General features: G+C 37.5%; 9 protein-coding genes and 1 pseudogene. 7 read left to right on the top strand and 3 right to left on the bottom strand.

The features are described 5' to 3' along the window. Positions 1-31: 31 nt before the first annotated feature. The 3 genes from AWW73_RS15290 to AWW73_RS15280 form a co-directional block, all read right to left on the bottom strand. Positions 32-3,130 (bottom strand): efflux RND transporter permease subunit, encoded by a 3,099-nt coding sequence (locus AWW73_RS15290; RefSeq protein ID WP_062850074.1) that lies wholly within the window; start codon positions 3,128-3,130, stop codon positions 32-34. 15 nt (positions 3,131-3,145) lie between these two features. Then, positions 3,146-4,255, bottom strand: coding sequence for an efflux RND transporter periplasmic adaptor subunit (locus AWW73_RS15285; protein WP_081409663.1), 1,110 nt, complete (start codon positions 4,253-4,255; stop codon positions 3,146-3,148). A 68-nt stretch (positions 4,256-4,323) separates the two neighbouring features. Beyond that, complete coding sequence (locus tag AWW73_RS15280; protein WP_062850073.1) at positions 4,324-4,962, bottom strand: hypothetical protein; 639 nt, start codon at positions 4,960-4,962, stop codon at positions 4,324-4,326. 284 nt (positions 4,963-5,246) lie between these two features. On the opposite strand from AWW73_RS15280, the gene pilG reads away from it, so the two are divergent. The 7 genes and pseudogenes from pilG to AWW73_RS15245 all read left to right on the top strand — a co-directional run bounded on the left by pilG (position 5,247) and on the right by AWW73_RS15245 (position 15,427). After that, positions 5,247-5,630, top strand: coding sequence for a twitching motility response regulator PilG (gene pilG / locus AWW73_RS15275; protein ID WP_000389061.1), 384 nt, complete (start codon positions 5,247-5,249; stop codon positions 5,628-5,630). Between the two features lie 22 nt (positions 5,631-5,652). Further along, on the top strand, positions 5,653-6,015 hold the full coding sequence (locus tag AWW73_RS15270; protein ID WP_002116220.1) for a response regulator: 363 nt from the start codon (positions 5,653-5,655) through the stop codon (positions 6,013-6,015). A 60-nt stretch (positions 6,016-6,075) separates the two neighbouring features. After that, the gene (locus AWW73_RS15265; protein WP_062850072.1) at positions 6,076-6,612 is read left to right on the top strand and encodes a chemotaxis protein CheW; all 537 of its coding nucleotides are present in this window, start codon (positions 6,076-6,078) and stop codon (positions 6,610-6,612) included. Between the two features lie 42 nt (positions 6,613-6,654). Next, the gene (locus tag AWW73_RS15260) at positions 6,655-8,733 is read left to right on the top strand and encodes a methyl-accepting chemotaxis protein (protein WP_061874138.1); all 2,079 of its coding nucleotides are present in this window, start codon (positions 6,655-6,657) and stop codon (positions 8,731-8,733) included. A 148-nt stretch (positions 8,734-8,881) separates the two neighbouring features. Next, positions 8,882-13,366, top strand: coding sequence for an Hpt domain-containing protein (locus AWW73_RS15255; RefSeq protein ID WP_062850071.1), 4,485 nt, complete (start codon positions 8,882-8,884; stop codon positions 13,364-13,366). After that, complete coding sequence (locus tag AWW73_RS15250) at positions 13,366-13,833, top strand: hypothetical protein (protein WP_031949217.1); 468 nt, start codon at positions 13,366-13,368, stop codon at positions 13,831-13,833. The genes AWW73_RS15255 and AWW73_RS15250 overlap by 1 nt, the downstream gene beginning before the upstream one ends. 202 nt (positions 13,834-14,035) lie before the next feature. Then, positions 14,036-15,427: pseudogene (locus AWW73_RS15245) on the top strand (coproporphyrinogen-III oxidase family protein). The last annotated feature ends 6 nt before the right edge of the window (positions 15,428-15,433 follow it).

Genomic DNA, 15,433 nt, shown 5'->3' with positions numbered 1-15,433 from the left:
TAAAAACGCAGATTATACGATAATCGCTGCATTATGACATGAATCGTCGTGTTTGACGCAGCATAAAGTTTTTCAAGTCATCCAGATAAGTGAAAATGACGGGTACAACCACAAGAGTCAACAGAGTAGAGGTTATCACACCACCAATAACCGCATGAGCCATTGGTGCGCTTTGCTCACCGCCTTCGCCGAGACCTAAAGCTAAGGGAACCATTCCCATCACCATAGCACTTGTGGTCATTAAAATTGGACGTAAACGGGTCTTACCAGCTTGTAAAATAGCATCATAACGGCTCACACCCTGATCCATCGCTTTCTTAATAAAATCGATCAGCAAAATCGCATTTTTAGTGACAAGCCCCATCAGCATGATAATACCAATAATCGAAAACAGATTTAGGGTGCTTTGGAACAAGAATAGGGCAAGAAAAACACCAATTAATGATAATGGTAAAGACGCCATAATAGCCGCTGGATGAATAAAGCTATTGAACTGAGAACCTAACACAATATAGATAAATACAATCGATAGGGTAATAGCAGTTAATGCGTATCCCGCAGATTCAGCCATATCGGCATTTGCCCCTTGTGTATCAAATGTATAGCCTGCTGGTAGCTTAAATGCCTTTTGCATTTTGTCGATGTCTTGACCAATGTCTCCACTAGGGCGCCCTGAGGTATTTGCCTCAATAAGAACCTCGCGCTCAAGATCACGTCTGTTAATTTGCGAAGCCCCAAGCTTTTCTTCGGTCGTTGCGACTGCACTCAATGGAACTAATATATTTTGTCCGGTTGCATTGGTTTTATTAGAGTTGATATATAAATTTTGCACATCTTGCGGAAGCATACGTTTATTTTCATTTAAACGTAAATTCACATCATAAGTTTCGCCATCACGGTCTTCCCAAGTAGTGACATTATCACCAGCAATTAAAGGTCGAATGGCATTCGCAATTTGGGATACAGATAAGCCTAGGTCACTTGCCAATATACGATTAATATGGACACCCAAAGTCGGTTTAGGTTCTTTCAATGAACTTTCTAAATCAACTACGCCTTTAATTTTTTCCATTTCAGCGATAAAGCGATCTGAAATTTTCTGTAGTTCATTTAGGTCAGATCCTTTAATAGAAATCATGATGGGCTTTTGGCCGCCAGAGACAGAGTCTTGTGCTGCGGCAACAGAGGTCACTCGAATCCCTGCTACTGTTTGCAAACGATCACGGAACTCATTGTTGAGAGTATTAAGATCTGAGCTACGTTCTTGTTTTGGCTTTAAAGTCACCCCTAAACCAGCATGGTTTTTACCAGAGTCTACTTCACTGTTAACCACGCCATACGTAGAAACGACATCGGGGAATTGTCTAATAATTTGATCGACCTGATGTAATTTGGCTTGAGTATATTCTAAAGAAGAATCTACAGGGGTTTCGAACTGAATGCGGACTTCACCTTTATCTGGTGTAGGTACAAATTCGGTCCCGATGAGTTTAGACAGCCCTAATGCAGCAAATAATGAAGCGATTGCAACAATAACCGTGATTAAACGGAAGCGTAGAGCAAGCTTTAATAGCTTTTCATAAACATGAGTAAGCCGATCTAGCAAATTAGAAATATGGTTAAAAAAACGTTGTAGCCAATTATCTTTTTTCTTTACAGGATCTTTCCAATGAGCTGAAAGCATTGGGTCGAGCGTAAAGCTAATAAACATTGAAATTAAAACAGCCGTACTGACCGTCACACCAAACTGATAAAAGAAACGTCCAATCAGACCACCCATGAAGGCTACGGGTAGAAAGACTGCCACAATAGTCAGCGTGGTTGCGAGTACGGCTAAACCAATTTCTTTTGTCCCTTCAAGAGCTGCAGTCACATGATCTTTGCCGAGTTCAGTATGCCTGACAATATTTTCTCGAACTACAATTGCATCATCAATGAGTAAACCAATACTGAGCGATAAAGCTAACAGCGTCATCATGTTAATGCTAAACCCAAATGCCCAGATAAAAGTTAAGGTTCCGAGCAAAGTAATAGGTAAGGTTAGACCGGTAATCACTGTAGAACGGAAAGAGCCTAAAAATAATAAAACAATTAAAACTGCTAAAGCAGCACCTTCAATAATGGTTCGAACAACATCTTTGATTGAAGCGCGAATACCTTTAGAGCTATCAGCTACGACTTTGTAATCTAAACCCGCAGGCATTTGATCTTTTAATTTCTCTAACGTTTGATAAGTCTGATCGACGACTTTAATTACATTGGCATCGGAACTTTTTAAGATATCGACTGAAACTGCAGTTCTTCCATTATAAAAGGCACTCGATTGTAGTTCGGCTTGTGTGTCCTCAACGGTTGCCACTTGCTTTAAAAAAATGGGCGAACCATTTTTATTGGCAATCACCAAATCGCCAAATGCAAGGGGATGGATAACTTTCGATTGAATCTGTACGACCAGTTCAGAATTTTTTTGTTGTAAGGTTCCGGCAGGGACTTCAATATTTTCATTTTTTAAGGTGTTAATGACCTGATCAATACCAATGCCGTAGCTTTGTAATTGTGCAGGAATAACCTTTATTCGGATTTGCCGCTTTGCATCACCCAATAAATTCACATTACCGACACCTGAAACAGTTTTAAGCTGAGGCACAATTTTTTTATCTACATACGAACTTAATTGCGCCAAACTCATGCTGTTTGATTCAAATACGACTGACATGATTGGGCTGGAAGAAGGGTCATAGCGTTGCACAATCGGTGTATCAATTTCATCACGGAACTGTGCTGTGACAGGTGCAATTTTGTCACGGACATCCTGAGCAGCAATCGCCGAAGAAGTATCAAGATTAAACTCGGCAATCACCATTGAAAGGCCTTCACTTGAGCGTGAAGTAATCTGTTTAATCCCTGAAATTGTATTAATTTGATCTTCAAGTTTTTTTGTTATATCTGACTCAACCGCTTCTGGTGACGCACCCGTATATTGTGTAGTGACTACTACGAATGGGAAATCTATATTTGGAAACTCTTCGACAGTCATACGTTTCCAAGACGCCAACCCGAGTACCATTAAGCTGAGCATCATCATAATGGTAAAAACGGGGTATTTCACACTGATTCGAGTAAACCACATACGCTATTTGCTACCTTATTTATTTTTGTCGGTTGTAACCGTCACTTTTTTATTAATGTCGGAATCTTCAAATTGAATACGGCTGACCAGATCTGTACTTTGTAAACCTTCGACTAAAGCAATATTATCGTTATAACGCTGTTCAACCACTCGAATTTTAACTTTTTGAATGGTGTGATTGCGTATCACCCATACAAAAGGGTCATGTTGCATATTTTGAATGCTGTCTAAAGGAATAGTTTGGCCTGAATGAGTGTCATTGCGCAGAATATTTCCATTAATGAAAGCCCCAATGCTTAACGAATCAATTTTTTCTTTAGGAGCAGCGAAAAATTCGATTTGTCGGCTATCTTGATCGGCAACAGGTGAAATACGAGTAAGCGTTGCGTTTAATTGTTTTGAATTGCCCTGAATTTGATATTGAATGTTGCTACCTATCTTAAGCGCAGATTGTTGTTCAATAGGTAGCTTTGCCTGTATTTCAAGCTGATCTGGATTTACGATTTCAAATAGTGTTTGTCCAACTGAAACAGTTTGACCGGGTTCAACTTGTCGTTTAGTAATTACACCTGAAATTGGACTAGTAATAATTCCGTCCTGATCAGCTTTTTTAGCAATATCAACATTGGCTTGTTGTGCTTTTACACTTTCAAGTTGCCCTTTATAGTCCACCTGACTTTGTTCAAACTCGACCTGAGCAATAAAACCTTGATTGAATAATCTTTGTTTTCGATTCATTAAATTACGAGCAAGTTCAGCTTGTGATTGAGCCGATGCGAGGTTGGCGCGTGCTTGCGCTAATCTTGCAACATTGTCCTGATTATTCAATCTCACCAGAACTTGACCTTTTTGTACCTGTTGACCCACATTTGCCGTGACATTCGTCGCTGTTGCGCTGACTTGCGCCTGAATGGAACTTTGCTGAACCGCACGAATAGTTCCTGTAAATGCGGTTTGAGAGTCAAGTGCTCCTTGTTTAACTGCAATAAGATCTTGAGGAATAAGCTCAATTTTTACAGGAGCTGAGGCTGTGGTTTGAGTTGTTTCTTGCTTATTACATGCAGTTAAAATTAAACATAAACTAATAATACTCAGTTTAAAAAAAGTAGAAGGGGTGAGATGCATTGTGTGCATACAGCATCATCCTATAATTCAAATTTTATTTTGCCCCTATTCTTGATAAACCTTTGCAGTTATTCAAGCTTTTTTAAACGTTCGATAATATTTTCATACTCATTATTGGTTCGGTTATAGCTCTTGGAAAGGATTTCAAGTGTTTGTTTAACTCGATTAATATTATTTAGATTGTTCGCAATCAACGCTTTATGACGTTCAGGAATCGTTTCTCCTTTTCTGAAATACTCCATTTCCTGACGCTTAAATAAAATTTTGTCTTGTTGTAATTGATTAAGTTGTTCCTGCTGATAATTAATTTGCTTTTTTATAGACACTAATGCCTGATCTCTTTTAATCGAAGCGGTCTTACTATTGCTATAAGCTTTTTTTAATTTGATATCTTGTTCTTTATGCCTTGCCAATAATGCCCGTTGACTTGATTGATTTAAATCAGCTTCAGCATTATACGAGTGGTTTCTTTTTATCACTTGCATATTCCGATCAAGAGCTTCATAACCATAACGAATATGAGCGGGTGTGACGGATGTACTAATATTGGCAATACCATGTTGATCATAATAACGATACCAAACCGCTTTGGGCGTATCGGCAAGAGCAACACTAGACGGTAAGAAAAAGAGTGATCCGAAGGAAATAATGCCTATAAATACAGACAAGCAATTCCTGTAAAAGGCATATTTCATCCCATCATTCATTGAAAATCCCCAAAAAAGATAGCTAAGTCGCTTATTTTTAAATATTTAATCTTTATTATATTAATTATTATTTAGCTGAATAAAAATATAGTCATTATAAAAAAATTGATAATTTTAATTAAAGTGTGATGAGGTTAAAAGTTATTGTTTATAAATGAGAAAGTAGACAAAAAAGCCTCATTGAAAATAGACGACGAGATATGTTAAAAATGCGTGTAAATGTGTAAAAACAAATTTAAGTTAAATTGCATTTATATTTTATTTTTATGGGGATGGAAGATTAAATGGAAGATGCATTCCAAAATCTGAAAGTAATGGTGATTGATGACTCAAAAACCATTCGCCGTACAGCAGAAACCTTATTACAGCGCGAAGGCTGTGAAGTCATTACTGCTGTGGATGGATTTGAAGCTTTGTCCAAAATTGCAGAAGCAAATCCGGATATTGTTTTTGTCGATATCATGATGCCTCGTTTAGATGGTTATCAAACTTGTGCTTTGATAAAAAACTCTCAAAATTATCAGAACATTCCCGTTATCATGCTCTCTAGTAAAGATGGTTTATTTGATCAGGCAAAAGGGCGTGTGGTAGGTTCAGATGAATACTTGACGAAACCTTTTAGCAAAGATGAATTGTTAAACGCGATTCGTAATCATGTAAGTTCATAACCAGTAATTTGAGGGCAAAAAAATGGCACGTATTCTCATTGTAGATGATTCACCAACAGAAACTTTTCGTTTTAAAGAAATCCTAACCAAACATGGTTATGACGTGCTTGAAGCATCAAATGGTGCAGATGGTGTAACTCTTGCAAAGGCAGAGCAACCAGATCTTGTATTGATGGATGTTGTAATGCCGGGTGTAAATGGTTTTCAGGCAACACGTCAGATTACCCGTGATGAAGACACTAAGCATATCCCTGTTGTGATTGTGAGTACTAAAGATCAGGCAACTGACCGTGTATGGGGCAAGCGTCAAGGTGCAATCGATTATTTGATTAAGCCAATCGAAGAAAATCAATTGATTGATGTAATTAAACAATTTCTAAATTAACTCATCCATCCATAAAAACATAAATAACGGGCATTTTGTACCCGTTTTATAGGATCGAGTATGGCAGCGAATGGATTTATCGAGTTACTTCGTTTGTCTAAACGGGGTAATAAGAATTACGCTTCAGTTCAACATGAAGCACAGCGATGGTCAGGAATTGCTTTTGAAATGAGAGGGCAATACTTCGTCGCACCACTTGGGGAAGTGTCAGAAGTAATCTATCCGCCAAAATATACACCTGTTCCAAATACCCAAAGTTGGGTAAAGGGATTGGCAAATATTCGAGGAAGATTACTTTCAGTGTCTGATTTGGCGCATTTTATTTTAGGGCAACGAAGTTCATTTTCGTCAACTCAAAAAGTATTGTGTATTAGCCATCGCGACCAGTATGTGGGGTTGGTCGTGGATCAGGTTTTGGGGATTCAGCACTTTAATAAAAAAAGCTTTTTTTCTCAAAGCTTAGACTTAGAGGAAAATCTAAAAGAATATTGCCAAGGTTATTTTCATCAACATAACCAGCATTGGCATGTCTTTTTATTTAGTCGTTTATTGCAAAACCCACATTACATGAATGCATCGACAAAATTTATAAACTAATTTTTACGCTGTGAAAACAGAGTATTTTTCTGGGGAAAAGCTATGGGCTTTAAGCTTAAAAAGAAAGGCAGCAGTCGGGTTGCGTCCGAAAAATCGGGGGGCAATTTTATTGCAACAATCCAGTCAAGAATTGAGCAGTTTGCCAGTTTATTTGGGGAAAGTGAAAAGTCCAAGCCAATCCTATATGCAGCACTTTTATGTTTTGTGCTTGCATTAGTTTCTCTAGCTTATCTGTTTTATAACGTACCACGACATAACCAGTTAATTCGAAGTCTCGGTGAGTTACGGTTGTTATCTCAAACGATTTCTAAACAAGCAACTGAAGCAACTGAGTCTGGCTCTCAAGAAGCAATCACCAAGCTACAGCAGTCTCAAAAAGACTTTAATGAAAATTTACTTGAGATTGAAAATATTCACGGTAAGTCGAATGATGAATATCAAAAAGTTCAAGTTATGTGGACTGAACTTTCAAAAAACATTGATTTGATTTCAGCACATCAAAAAGTTCTTAACCAGCTATATGACACCAACATCTCTATTAGCGAGACGGTTCCTGAGATTCAGGCGGAATACAACTTGATGGTTGACCAAATGGCACGCCAAGGTTTGCCAAGTAGTCAGGTAATTATTGCTAAGAACCAAGTCTTCATTGCCGAACGTATTTTACGTTCTATTAACTCGGTATTGAGCGGTACCGATGGAAATGTATCGACTAGCGATTTTGGTGTAGATATTGATACGTTTGGTACGTACTTAAATGCTGAACTTAATGGTAATGCTGAATTGGGTGTAGACCGTATTGCTGATCCAGCCTTACGTGAGTCTTTAGAGAGTATTAAATCTGAATATGACAAAGTTTTAAAATCTGCTGCTGCCACGGTATTAAAAAATGGTAACCAGATTGTCAATGTTCGTCAGGCATCTTCTCAGATTTTCTCTAAATCAGATGTGATGTTAGATAACTTGGGACATTTATCTGATGTAGCAAGAAAGAACTGGCTTACTTTATTCTTGGGTGCGGTATTAATCAGTTCTTTAGCAGGCTTAATCTTCTCGGTATTTAAATTAATCACATTACGTAGTGTGATGGATAAGCAACGTGTTACTCGATTACAAGACGAGTATGACCGTAACCAAAACGCGATCTTACGTTTACTTGATGAAATCGCCGATCTTGCAGATGGTGACTTGCGTTCATATGCAACTGTATCTGAGGATTTTACAGGAGCAATTGCCGACTCGATTAACTTTGCGATTGACCAACTACGTGACCTTGTATCCCGTATTCATGAAACCTCTCAAGAAGTTGCTCGCTATACGCAAGATACGCAAAATATTACCAACCAATTAGCAGAGGCATCTGAGCATCAGGCTCAAGAAATTGCTGGTGCATCAACAGCCATGAATGAAATGGCGCAATCGATTGACCAAGTATCTTCAAATGCATCTGAATCTGCTGAGGTAGCAGAACGTTCGGTACAAATTGCCTCTAATGGTGCGCAAGTGGTAAACCGTTCGATTGAAGGTATGGATACAATCCGTGAACAGATTCAAGAAACGTCTAAACGTATTAAGCGATTGGGTGAGTCTTCACAAGAAATTGGTAATATCGTATCGCTCATTAATGATATTGCCGATCAAACAAACATTCTTGCATTAAACGCAGCAATTCAAGCATCTATGGCGGGTGAAGCAGGCCGTGGTTTCGCCGTGGTTGCTGACGAAGTACAGCGTCTTGCAGAGCGTTCTGCATCGGCAACTAAACAGATCGAAACTCTGGTTAAAACGATTCAGACCGATACAAATGAAGCTGTTATTTCGATGGAACAAACCACCACTGAAGTTGTGCGTGGTGCAAACTTGGCAAAAGACGCGGGTATTGCCCTGGATGAAATTCAAAAAGTATCGGGTGATTTGGCAAACTTAATTGCCAGCATTTCTGATGCAGCAAAACTTCAATCCGCATCTGCCAGCCACATTGCTACCACCATGACAGTCGTACAAGAAATTACTTCACAAACGACAACAGCAACCTTTGATACAGCACGCTCTGTTTCTGAACTAGCAAACATGGCAGAGTCATTACGTGAATCGGTAACGGACTTTAAATTACCTGATTAAATTGGGGATGAGAATAGCTGTTTCTGTACCGCTATTCTTCTAAAAAGTATTAACAACACCAGATAAATATTGGGGAAAACAGCTATTTTTCTGGTGTTGACTCTGTCGTTTTTCTCCATTTGGGAGACAAGCAAAAGAAGCCTTTGCTATGAAAGAAATATTAAAAACTTTAACTGAAGCAATGATGCTACCGGAAGATAGCTATTCTCAACAAGATGATGAATTTCTTGAAATCTTTGTCGAAGAAATTGAGGAAATTTTTGTTGAATTACAATCTTTGATTGACGAGTGGATGCAATCTGAAAATATTGCTAAGCTTATCGAAATCCGCCGTTATTTTCATACATTGAAAGGTTCTGGCCGGATGATTGGTGCCAAATCATCTGCTGAGCTTGCTTGGACTGTAGAAGATACGCTTAATCGGGTAATCAATCAGAGTCTCGGATTAACTCCTAACATCCAACAATATGTTCAGTTGGTATTTAAGTTCTATTTCTTTAAGTTAGTCGATGACTTCAAATCTAAAAAAGATCATAGCCTAGACTTTAGGCCCCTCATTTTATTGGGGCAACAATTACAACAACAGCAAAGTTTAGAACCCGCTTTAGACGAACTTTTATTATTATCAGATATCCTTACTGCTGAAACTCAAACTGGTTTAGAAACACATGATTTAGAACCAGAAACAGCTAAAGTTTTAACTATATCTACTCCAGAAGTCGCTATAGAAAATGAGCAGACCCTTGCTGAAACCTTAATTTTATTTATGGAAGAAGCAGAAGAACACTTAGCGACGATTGATCAGTTTTTAGAACAAGAAATACATCAGCATGAAAGTTATAATGCTTTAATACGTGCGTTACATACGTTACGCGGCAGCTCGGCCATGGCGCATGTTGAACCAATCTTTGATGCCAGTACCAAGGTTGAGCATTTATTTAAAACACTATTACAAGAAGAGCTTTCTTCTCACTCTGAAGAAATTTCATTACTCCGTGATTATCGTGAGTTTATTCGAAATAGTTTAGATCTATTGGCTGCACATTGTTCTACTGAGCAATTGGAATCTGATCTACAAAAATTTAATCAGATTTGGGATGCTTATATGGAGCAGCATGGTGAGCATTCAAGCCCGCTCATGCCTCCACATGGATTAGTGTCTCAGTTATTACAGCTAGATGTTGCTGAATTACTTGATGCGGAATTAGATTTTGAGAAGGGAATACGGACAGAGTTTCCTCATTATCTTGAACGGTTAAGTGAACAAGCAGATGTTTTGCTGCAACATACTCAATCGCAGGCAATGATTGGTTTATATGAATATACTAACCAGTTGAAAGAAAGCTATGACATATTACTTGAACGACCTGATTTATTACAATCAGACTATGTTTTTGAAATTTATCAAAAAGCGCACCAACAATTAATTCAATTATTTGATGCCTTAGCTGCGGGACAAAGAGTAAGTATTATTGAGCAACACCAAAATGTCTTGGAAGAGCTAAAACTATATACTCAATATATTCCAATTCTTAATATTGAACCAACCTTTAATACTGAAGTTGAACAAACAACGAATAAACCTCTGATAGAAAATGTATTCACTGATCAGGTCACAATAGGGCAAAGTGTACAACTAGATCGACAATTCATTTCGTCTGAGCATGTAAATCGTCATTTTGATCCAGATCTATTAGATATTTTTCTTGAAGAAGCTGATGAGTTGCTTGAAGGGATGGATACAGATCTTAATATTTGGGTTAAAGATCAAGAAAACTTTGCCGCTCTTAATAATCTGATGCGTTATTTGCATACCTTAAAAGGTGGGGCAAATATGATTCAGGCAACTTATATTGGTTTAATTGCACATGAATTAGAAAGTATTTATGAGCGATTAATTCAAAAACAGTTAATAGCTTCGTCTGCTCTCATTGATTTTATTCGACTAGTTCAAGATGACTTGGCTGACCGTCTTCAAATAGTACGTGAACAGCATCTAGATTATGCTGCTTCTCATACTATTCAAGCGCTTAAAAATGCAGCCCAGACCTATGATTCATTTAGTTCTACTGTTAAAGATGAGCAAACACAAACTGAAGCATATGTTATACCTGAATTAAATTTTGAAGCATTACAGCAAGAAGTAATAAATAATACGGCATTAAGCTTCAGTGAGTTAACTTCTGGTTCTGAGCAGATTGCCGAGTCTAATAATCAACTTGTTGAACACGCTGAATTACAAGTGCTTGATACTGACCAAGGCTATAAAGAAACTCTCCAAGATCAAGATATTAACTCTGTTGTCGAGCAGACGTTTATGGAGGAAGCGGCCGAACTATTAGAGATGGCCGATCACTTATTAAGACAATGGTTCGAGCAGCGTACAAACCGTAGTATCTTGCTTCAACTGCAAAGGGCAGTGCACAGCTTGAAAGGTGGTTCCCGTATGTTGGGACTTGAAACCGTACAAGCGATTGCTTATCAGCTCGAAAACGCTTTTGAACAGTTTGCGCTTCATCATTTTAGCTCAAATATCTATGACAACTTATTAGAGAGTGCAATTGTCTGGTTAAAAGAGGCAATTTTTAAACAAAATTATCAACACTTCGATGGTTTACAACAAAGTCTGGAAAATATTCAGTTCATTGAAACGGCAATTCAAATTCCTAGTAAGTTAACTAGAACGGATCTCTTTAGCTCGGAACCTTTAATGAGTTTTGTGCAAGGTGACGGTACAGAACCACCGCCAATGATGGGCGCGTGGGAGCACACAGAACGGCTTGATCAAAATAATGAGATGATTCGAGTTTCGGCAGATTTAATTGAAAAAATGATTGATCTGTCTGGTGAAAACTCGATTAACCGATCGCGAATTGAAATGGATTTAAGCCAATTTGGTCATACCTTAGCGGAAATGGAATTGGCTATTCAGCGACTTGCAAATCAGTTACGTCGAATGGAAGGCGAATTGGAAACCCAAATTATTGCAAAACACGGTATTGAGAACTCGCGTTATACGGAATTTGATCCTTTAGAGATGGACCAATATTCTTCATTAAATCAGTTATCAAAATCTCTTGCCGAGTCTGCATCGGATTTAGTAGATTTTAAAAATACATTATCTGAAAAGATCAGAGACACCGAAGGTTTATTGGTACAGCAATCGCGTATTCAGGCTGAAATTCAAGAAGGTCTTATGCGAACACGTTTAGTACCATTCTCTCGATTGCTACCTCGTTTACAAAGAATTGTAAGGCAGACTTCTACCGCGTTAAATCGACCAGCAGAGCTTTTTGTTAATAATACAGAGGGCGAGCTGGACCGGACAATGCTAGAGCGCTTGGTTACGCCACTTGAGCACATGCTTAGAAATGCAATTGACCATGGACTGGAAGACCGGGCGCAACGTGAGCAAGCGCAGAAGCCTGAAATTGGACGCATTGAACTGAATATTCATCGTCAAGGTACAGATGTTGTAGTTACATTTAAGGACGATGGACAAGGTATTGATATCGAGAAGGTTCGTCAAAAGGCATTAATATCTGGTTTGATTCACTCTGAACAAGTATTAGAACATCAAGATATTTTACAGCTGATTTTCCATCCTGGTTTAAGCACAGCCGATCAAGTCACTCAGATTTCAGGTCGTGGCGTAGGGTTGGATGTAGTGCAAAGTGATATTAAGGCCTTAGGTGGACACGTAAGTGTCGACTCTGTCTATGGGCAGGGCACTGTCTTTACCATACGTGTTCCAACGACAGTAGCCGTTAGTGATGCCTTAATGGTTAAAGTTGCTGATCAGCAATTTGCAATTCCATTGGCTCAAATTGATCGAATTGTGCGGGTTTCACCCGCCTCATTAGAGCAATATTTCGGAAGTGCACAAGAGTTCTTTGAATTTGAAAATAAGCGCTATCCACTACGTTATTTATCTGAGTTTATTGGTAATCAACCAATTCCGCGCTTAAGTGGAATGATGTATTCATTACCAGTATTAATGATTAAAGCAAATAATGGACAAACCGTTGCATTATTAGTTGACCAACTGATTGGCTCGCGCGCACAGATTGTAGTTAAACCAATTGGACAACAATTCTCTAGCATTGGCGCGATTGCAGGAGCAACTATTTTAGGTGATGGTCAAGTTTGCTTAATTTTAGATGGACAAAATATTGCTCGCCAAATTCAGTCTACTCGTCGACATAAGCCGCTTAATGAAACTATCTATAGACAACGCGAGTCTGACGAACGACGTCTTATCATGATTGTAGATGACTCGGTAACTGTACGTAAGGTGACGTCTCGCTTACTTGAACGTCAGAGCTATGATGTAGTCACAGCTAAAGACGGGGTTGATGCAATTGAACAGTTGGAAAATATTAAACCAGATCTCATGTTACTTGATATTGAAATGCCGCGAATGGATGGCTTTGAGGTGCTTAACCTCGTTCGACATCATGATCTACACCAAGATATGCCAGTGATTATGATTACATCACGAACTGGTGAAAAACACCGTGAACGAGCATTTGCTTTAGGTGTTAACCAGTACATGGGTAAACCTTTCCAAGAAGAAGACTTACTTCACAATATTGATGCCTTATTCATGACATTTGAAGGGGGACTTGCCTAATGCAAAGTAATATAACTACATCTTTAATTAATGAAATGGATCAGCAAGAGCTTCAGCATTTAATTACTGTCTCAACTGGTTTTATTGATGCATATATTATTGAGTGCCATCAGCAAGTGCCGATGCTATTGCCACAAAATATAGTGTTATCTGCTATGGATGTTAAAAATGGTATCAAGCATATTGAATGGCATGATGTAAAACTCCCTGTTTATTCGGTTCACAATGAAATGGATTCGCGAGCAGTAGCATTAGTCATTGAAAGTGAAGACATTAGTCAACGTTTTGCACTTATGTGTAAATCGATGCCAGTTTCAGTTCGTCTGCGTATTTCTGAAGTCGTAGATGAAAATGAAGATATACAAGAGTCTTTACAGCACCCAACTGTATTTAAATATGTACGTATGGACAATCAACGCTACTACGTTCCTAATTTGCAATATATCCAAAATTCATTTCATCTATAAAAAAAGGAACTCATTTCGAGTTCCTTTTTCTTATGAGAAATAAAACAATTTGTGGAGGATATTAAAATCTATATTCAGGATACTTAAACTAGAGTAAATTAATGAAATATGAAGATTTTTAAACTAATTAGGGAGGCGAATAATTGTATATTATACTTAAATATAATATATTTGTTGATATTTATTTTTAAGTATAATGACAATGGATATCGCTTCAATTAAAAATTTCATAGAAAAAAATAAAGTTAGACATTTATCAAATAAAGTTTTACATACTCATCCTTCACCTAAAATGTGGAAAACAGATTTACCAGAGAACGAAAAAAATTATTTGCTAAAGAATACCGAAGCTCAATATAAGTCTATAAATTTATATTTAGGTATTCCTTATTGTATTCCTACTGATCCACCTCATTGTGGATTTTGTCTTTTCCCTACTCAAGACTATAAAGGTAAAAAGGAAATAGACTATTATTTAAACTTTTTAAATAGAGAAGCTCATTTATATAAAGAATTTTATCAAGGCGCTCAACTAGAAAGTCTATATGTAGGAGGAGGTACACCTAATTTACTTCAACCTCATGATTATATAAAACTGGCTAACATTATATCATCCGTTTTTCCGGACATGGGGGTATCTACACCCATAGAAATGACTTTAGAAGGTATTCCTCAACTTTTTAATGAAGATAAAATAAGAGCAATTAAAGAAGCTGGTTTCAATCGAGTCAGTATGGGGGTACAACAGGTTAATGATGAGCTAATCGCTACCAGTGGTCGAAAACAAACAAGAAAGCAAGTTTTCGATGCGATTGAGTTATTTCACAAGTATTCTCTATCTTGCAATGTTGATCTGATCTATGGTTGGCCAAACCAATCGATTGAAGCAATGCTAGAAGATCTAGAAAGTATTGTTCAATCAGGAATAAAACATATTACTCATTATGAGCTTAATATTGCTGGTCGATCTGATTTTGCTACAAAACAAAAGCAGAATACGCCATCTATTGAGAGAAAAATTGAAATGTATAACATTGCAAAACAATTCTTAATAAGTAAAGGCTATAAACAAAAAACAGTATATGACTGGGAAAAACCAAATGATAATCATCTGATCTCAGAAAAATATTTATATGAAGATAATCTCCGAGACTGTTTACATGAAAATGGTCAAAATAAAATAACGACAATGAGCGGATTAGGCTATGCAGCGGTTAATATGAGATTATAGCCTAACTCATCAGAAATTAAGTCTGTTTCAGCAATGAACCACCGAAACCTAAATGAATATTATGATGCGATATCTTTGAATAAGCTTCCTATTGAACGTATGTTTGTTCATGATACTGAAGATGTAAAACTAATCTGGATATTCCAAGCATTACAAGAAATGAAAATTAATACTAAAAAATATGAGAAAATTTTTAGTAGTGATATTAAACTCGACTATAAGCCTATATGGGATGTCTTAGTTGAAGAAGGCTGGGTAGAGTATGGAGATGATTATATTAAAATTATTAATGAGGGTGAGTTTTATACTCCACTCATTCAAGCATTGCTAAGTCAACCTAGAATAAAGTCTTTACAAAAGTAGAAAAAT

This window comes from Acinetobacter lactucae (assembly GCF_001605885.1).
In the GTDB taxonomy this organism is placed as follows: Bacteria; Pseudomonadota; Gammaproteobacteria; order Pseudomonadales; family Moraxellaceae; genus Acinetobacter; species Acinetobacter lactucae.
The sequence above is the reverse complement of the archived record's forward strand: the minus strand, read 5'-3'. Positions and strand labels throughout refer to the sequence as shown.

What these genes read in the sequence shown, in the direction of transcription:
- AWW73_RS15285 (WP_081409663.1), bottom strand. Translation starts at nt 4,255, where the DNA reads ATGCATCTCACCCCTTCTACTTTTTTTAAACTGAGTATTATTAGTTTA.
- AWW73_RS15250 (WP_031949217.1), top strand. Translation starts at nt 13,366, where the DNA reads ATGCAAAGTAATATAACTACATCTTTAATTAATGAAATGGATCAGCAA.
- AWW73_RS15265 (WP_062850072.1), top strand. Translation starts at nt 6,076, where the DNA reads ATGGCAGCGAATGGATTTATCGAGTTACTTCGTTTGTCTAAACGGGGT.
- AWW73_RS15270 (WP_002116220.1), top strand. Translation starts at nt 5,653, where the DNA reads ATGGCACGTATTCTCATTGTAGATGATTCACCAACAGAAACTTTTCGT.
- AWW73_RS15260 (WP_061874138.1), top strand. Translation starts at nt 6,655, where the DNA reads ATGGGCTTTAAGCTTAAAAAGAAAGGCAGCAGTCGGGTTGCGTCCGAA.
- AWW73_RS15290 (WP_062850074.1), bottom strand. Translation starts at nt 3,130, where the DNA reads ATGTGGTTTACTCGAATCAGTGTGAAATACCCCGTTTTTACCATTATG.
- AWW73_RS15255 (WP_062850071.1), top strand. Translation starts at nt 8,882, where the DNA reads ATGAAAGAAATATTAAAAACTTTAACTGAAGCAATGATGCTACCGGAA.
- AWW73_RS15280 (WP_062850073.1), bottom strand. Translation starts at nt 4,962, where the DNA reads ATGAATGATGGGATGAAATATGCCTTTTACAGGAATTGCTTGTCTGTA.
- pilG (WP_000389061.1), top strand. Translation starts at nt 5,247, where the DNA reads ATGGAAGATGCATTCCAAAATCTGAAAGTAATGGTGATTGATGACTCA.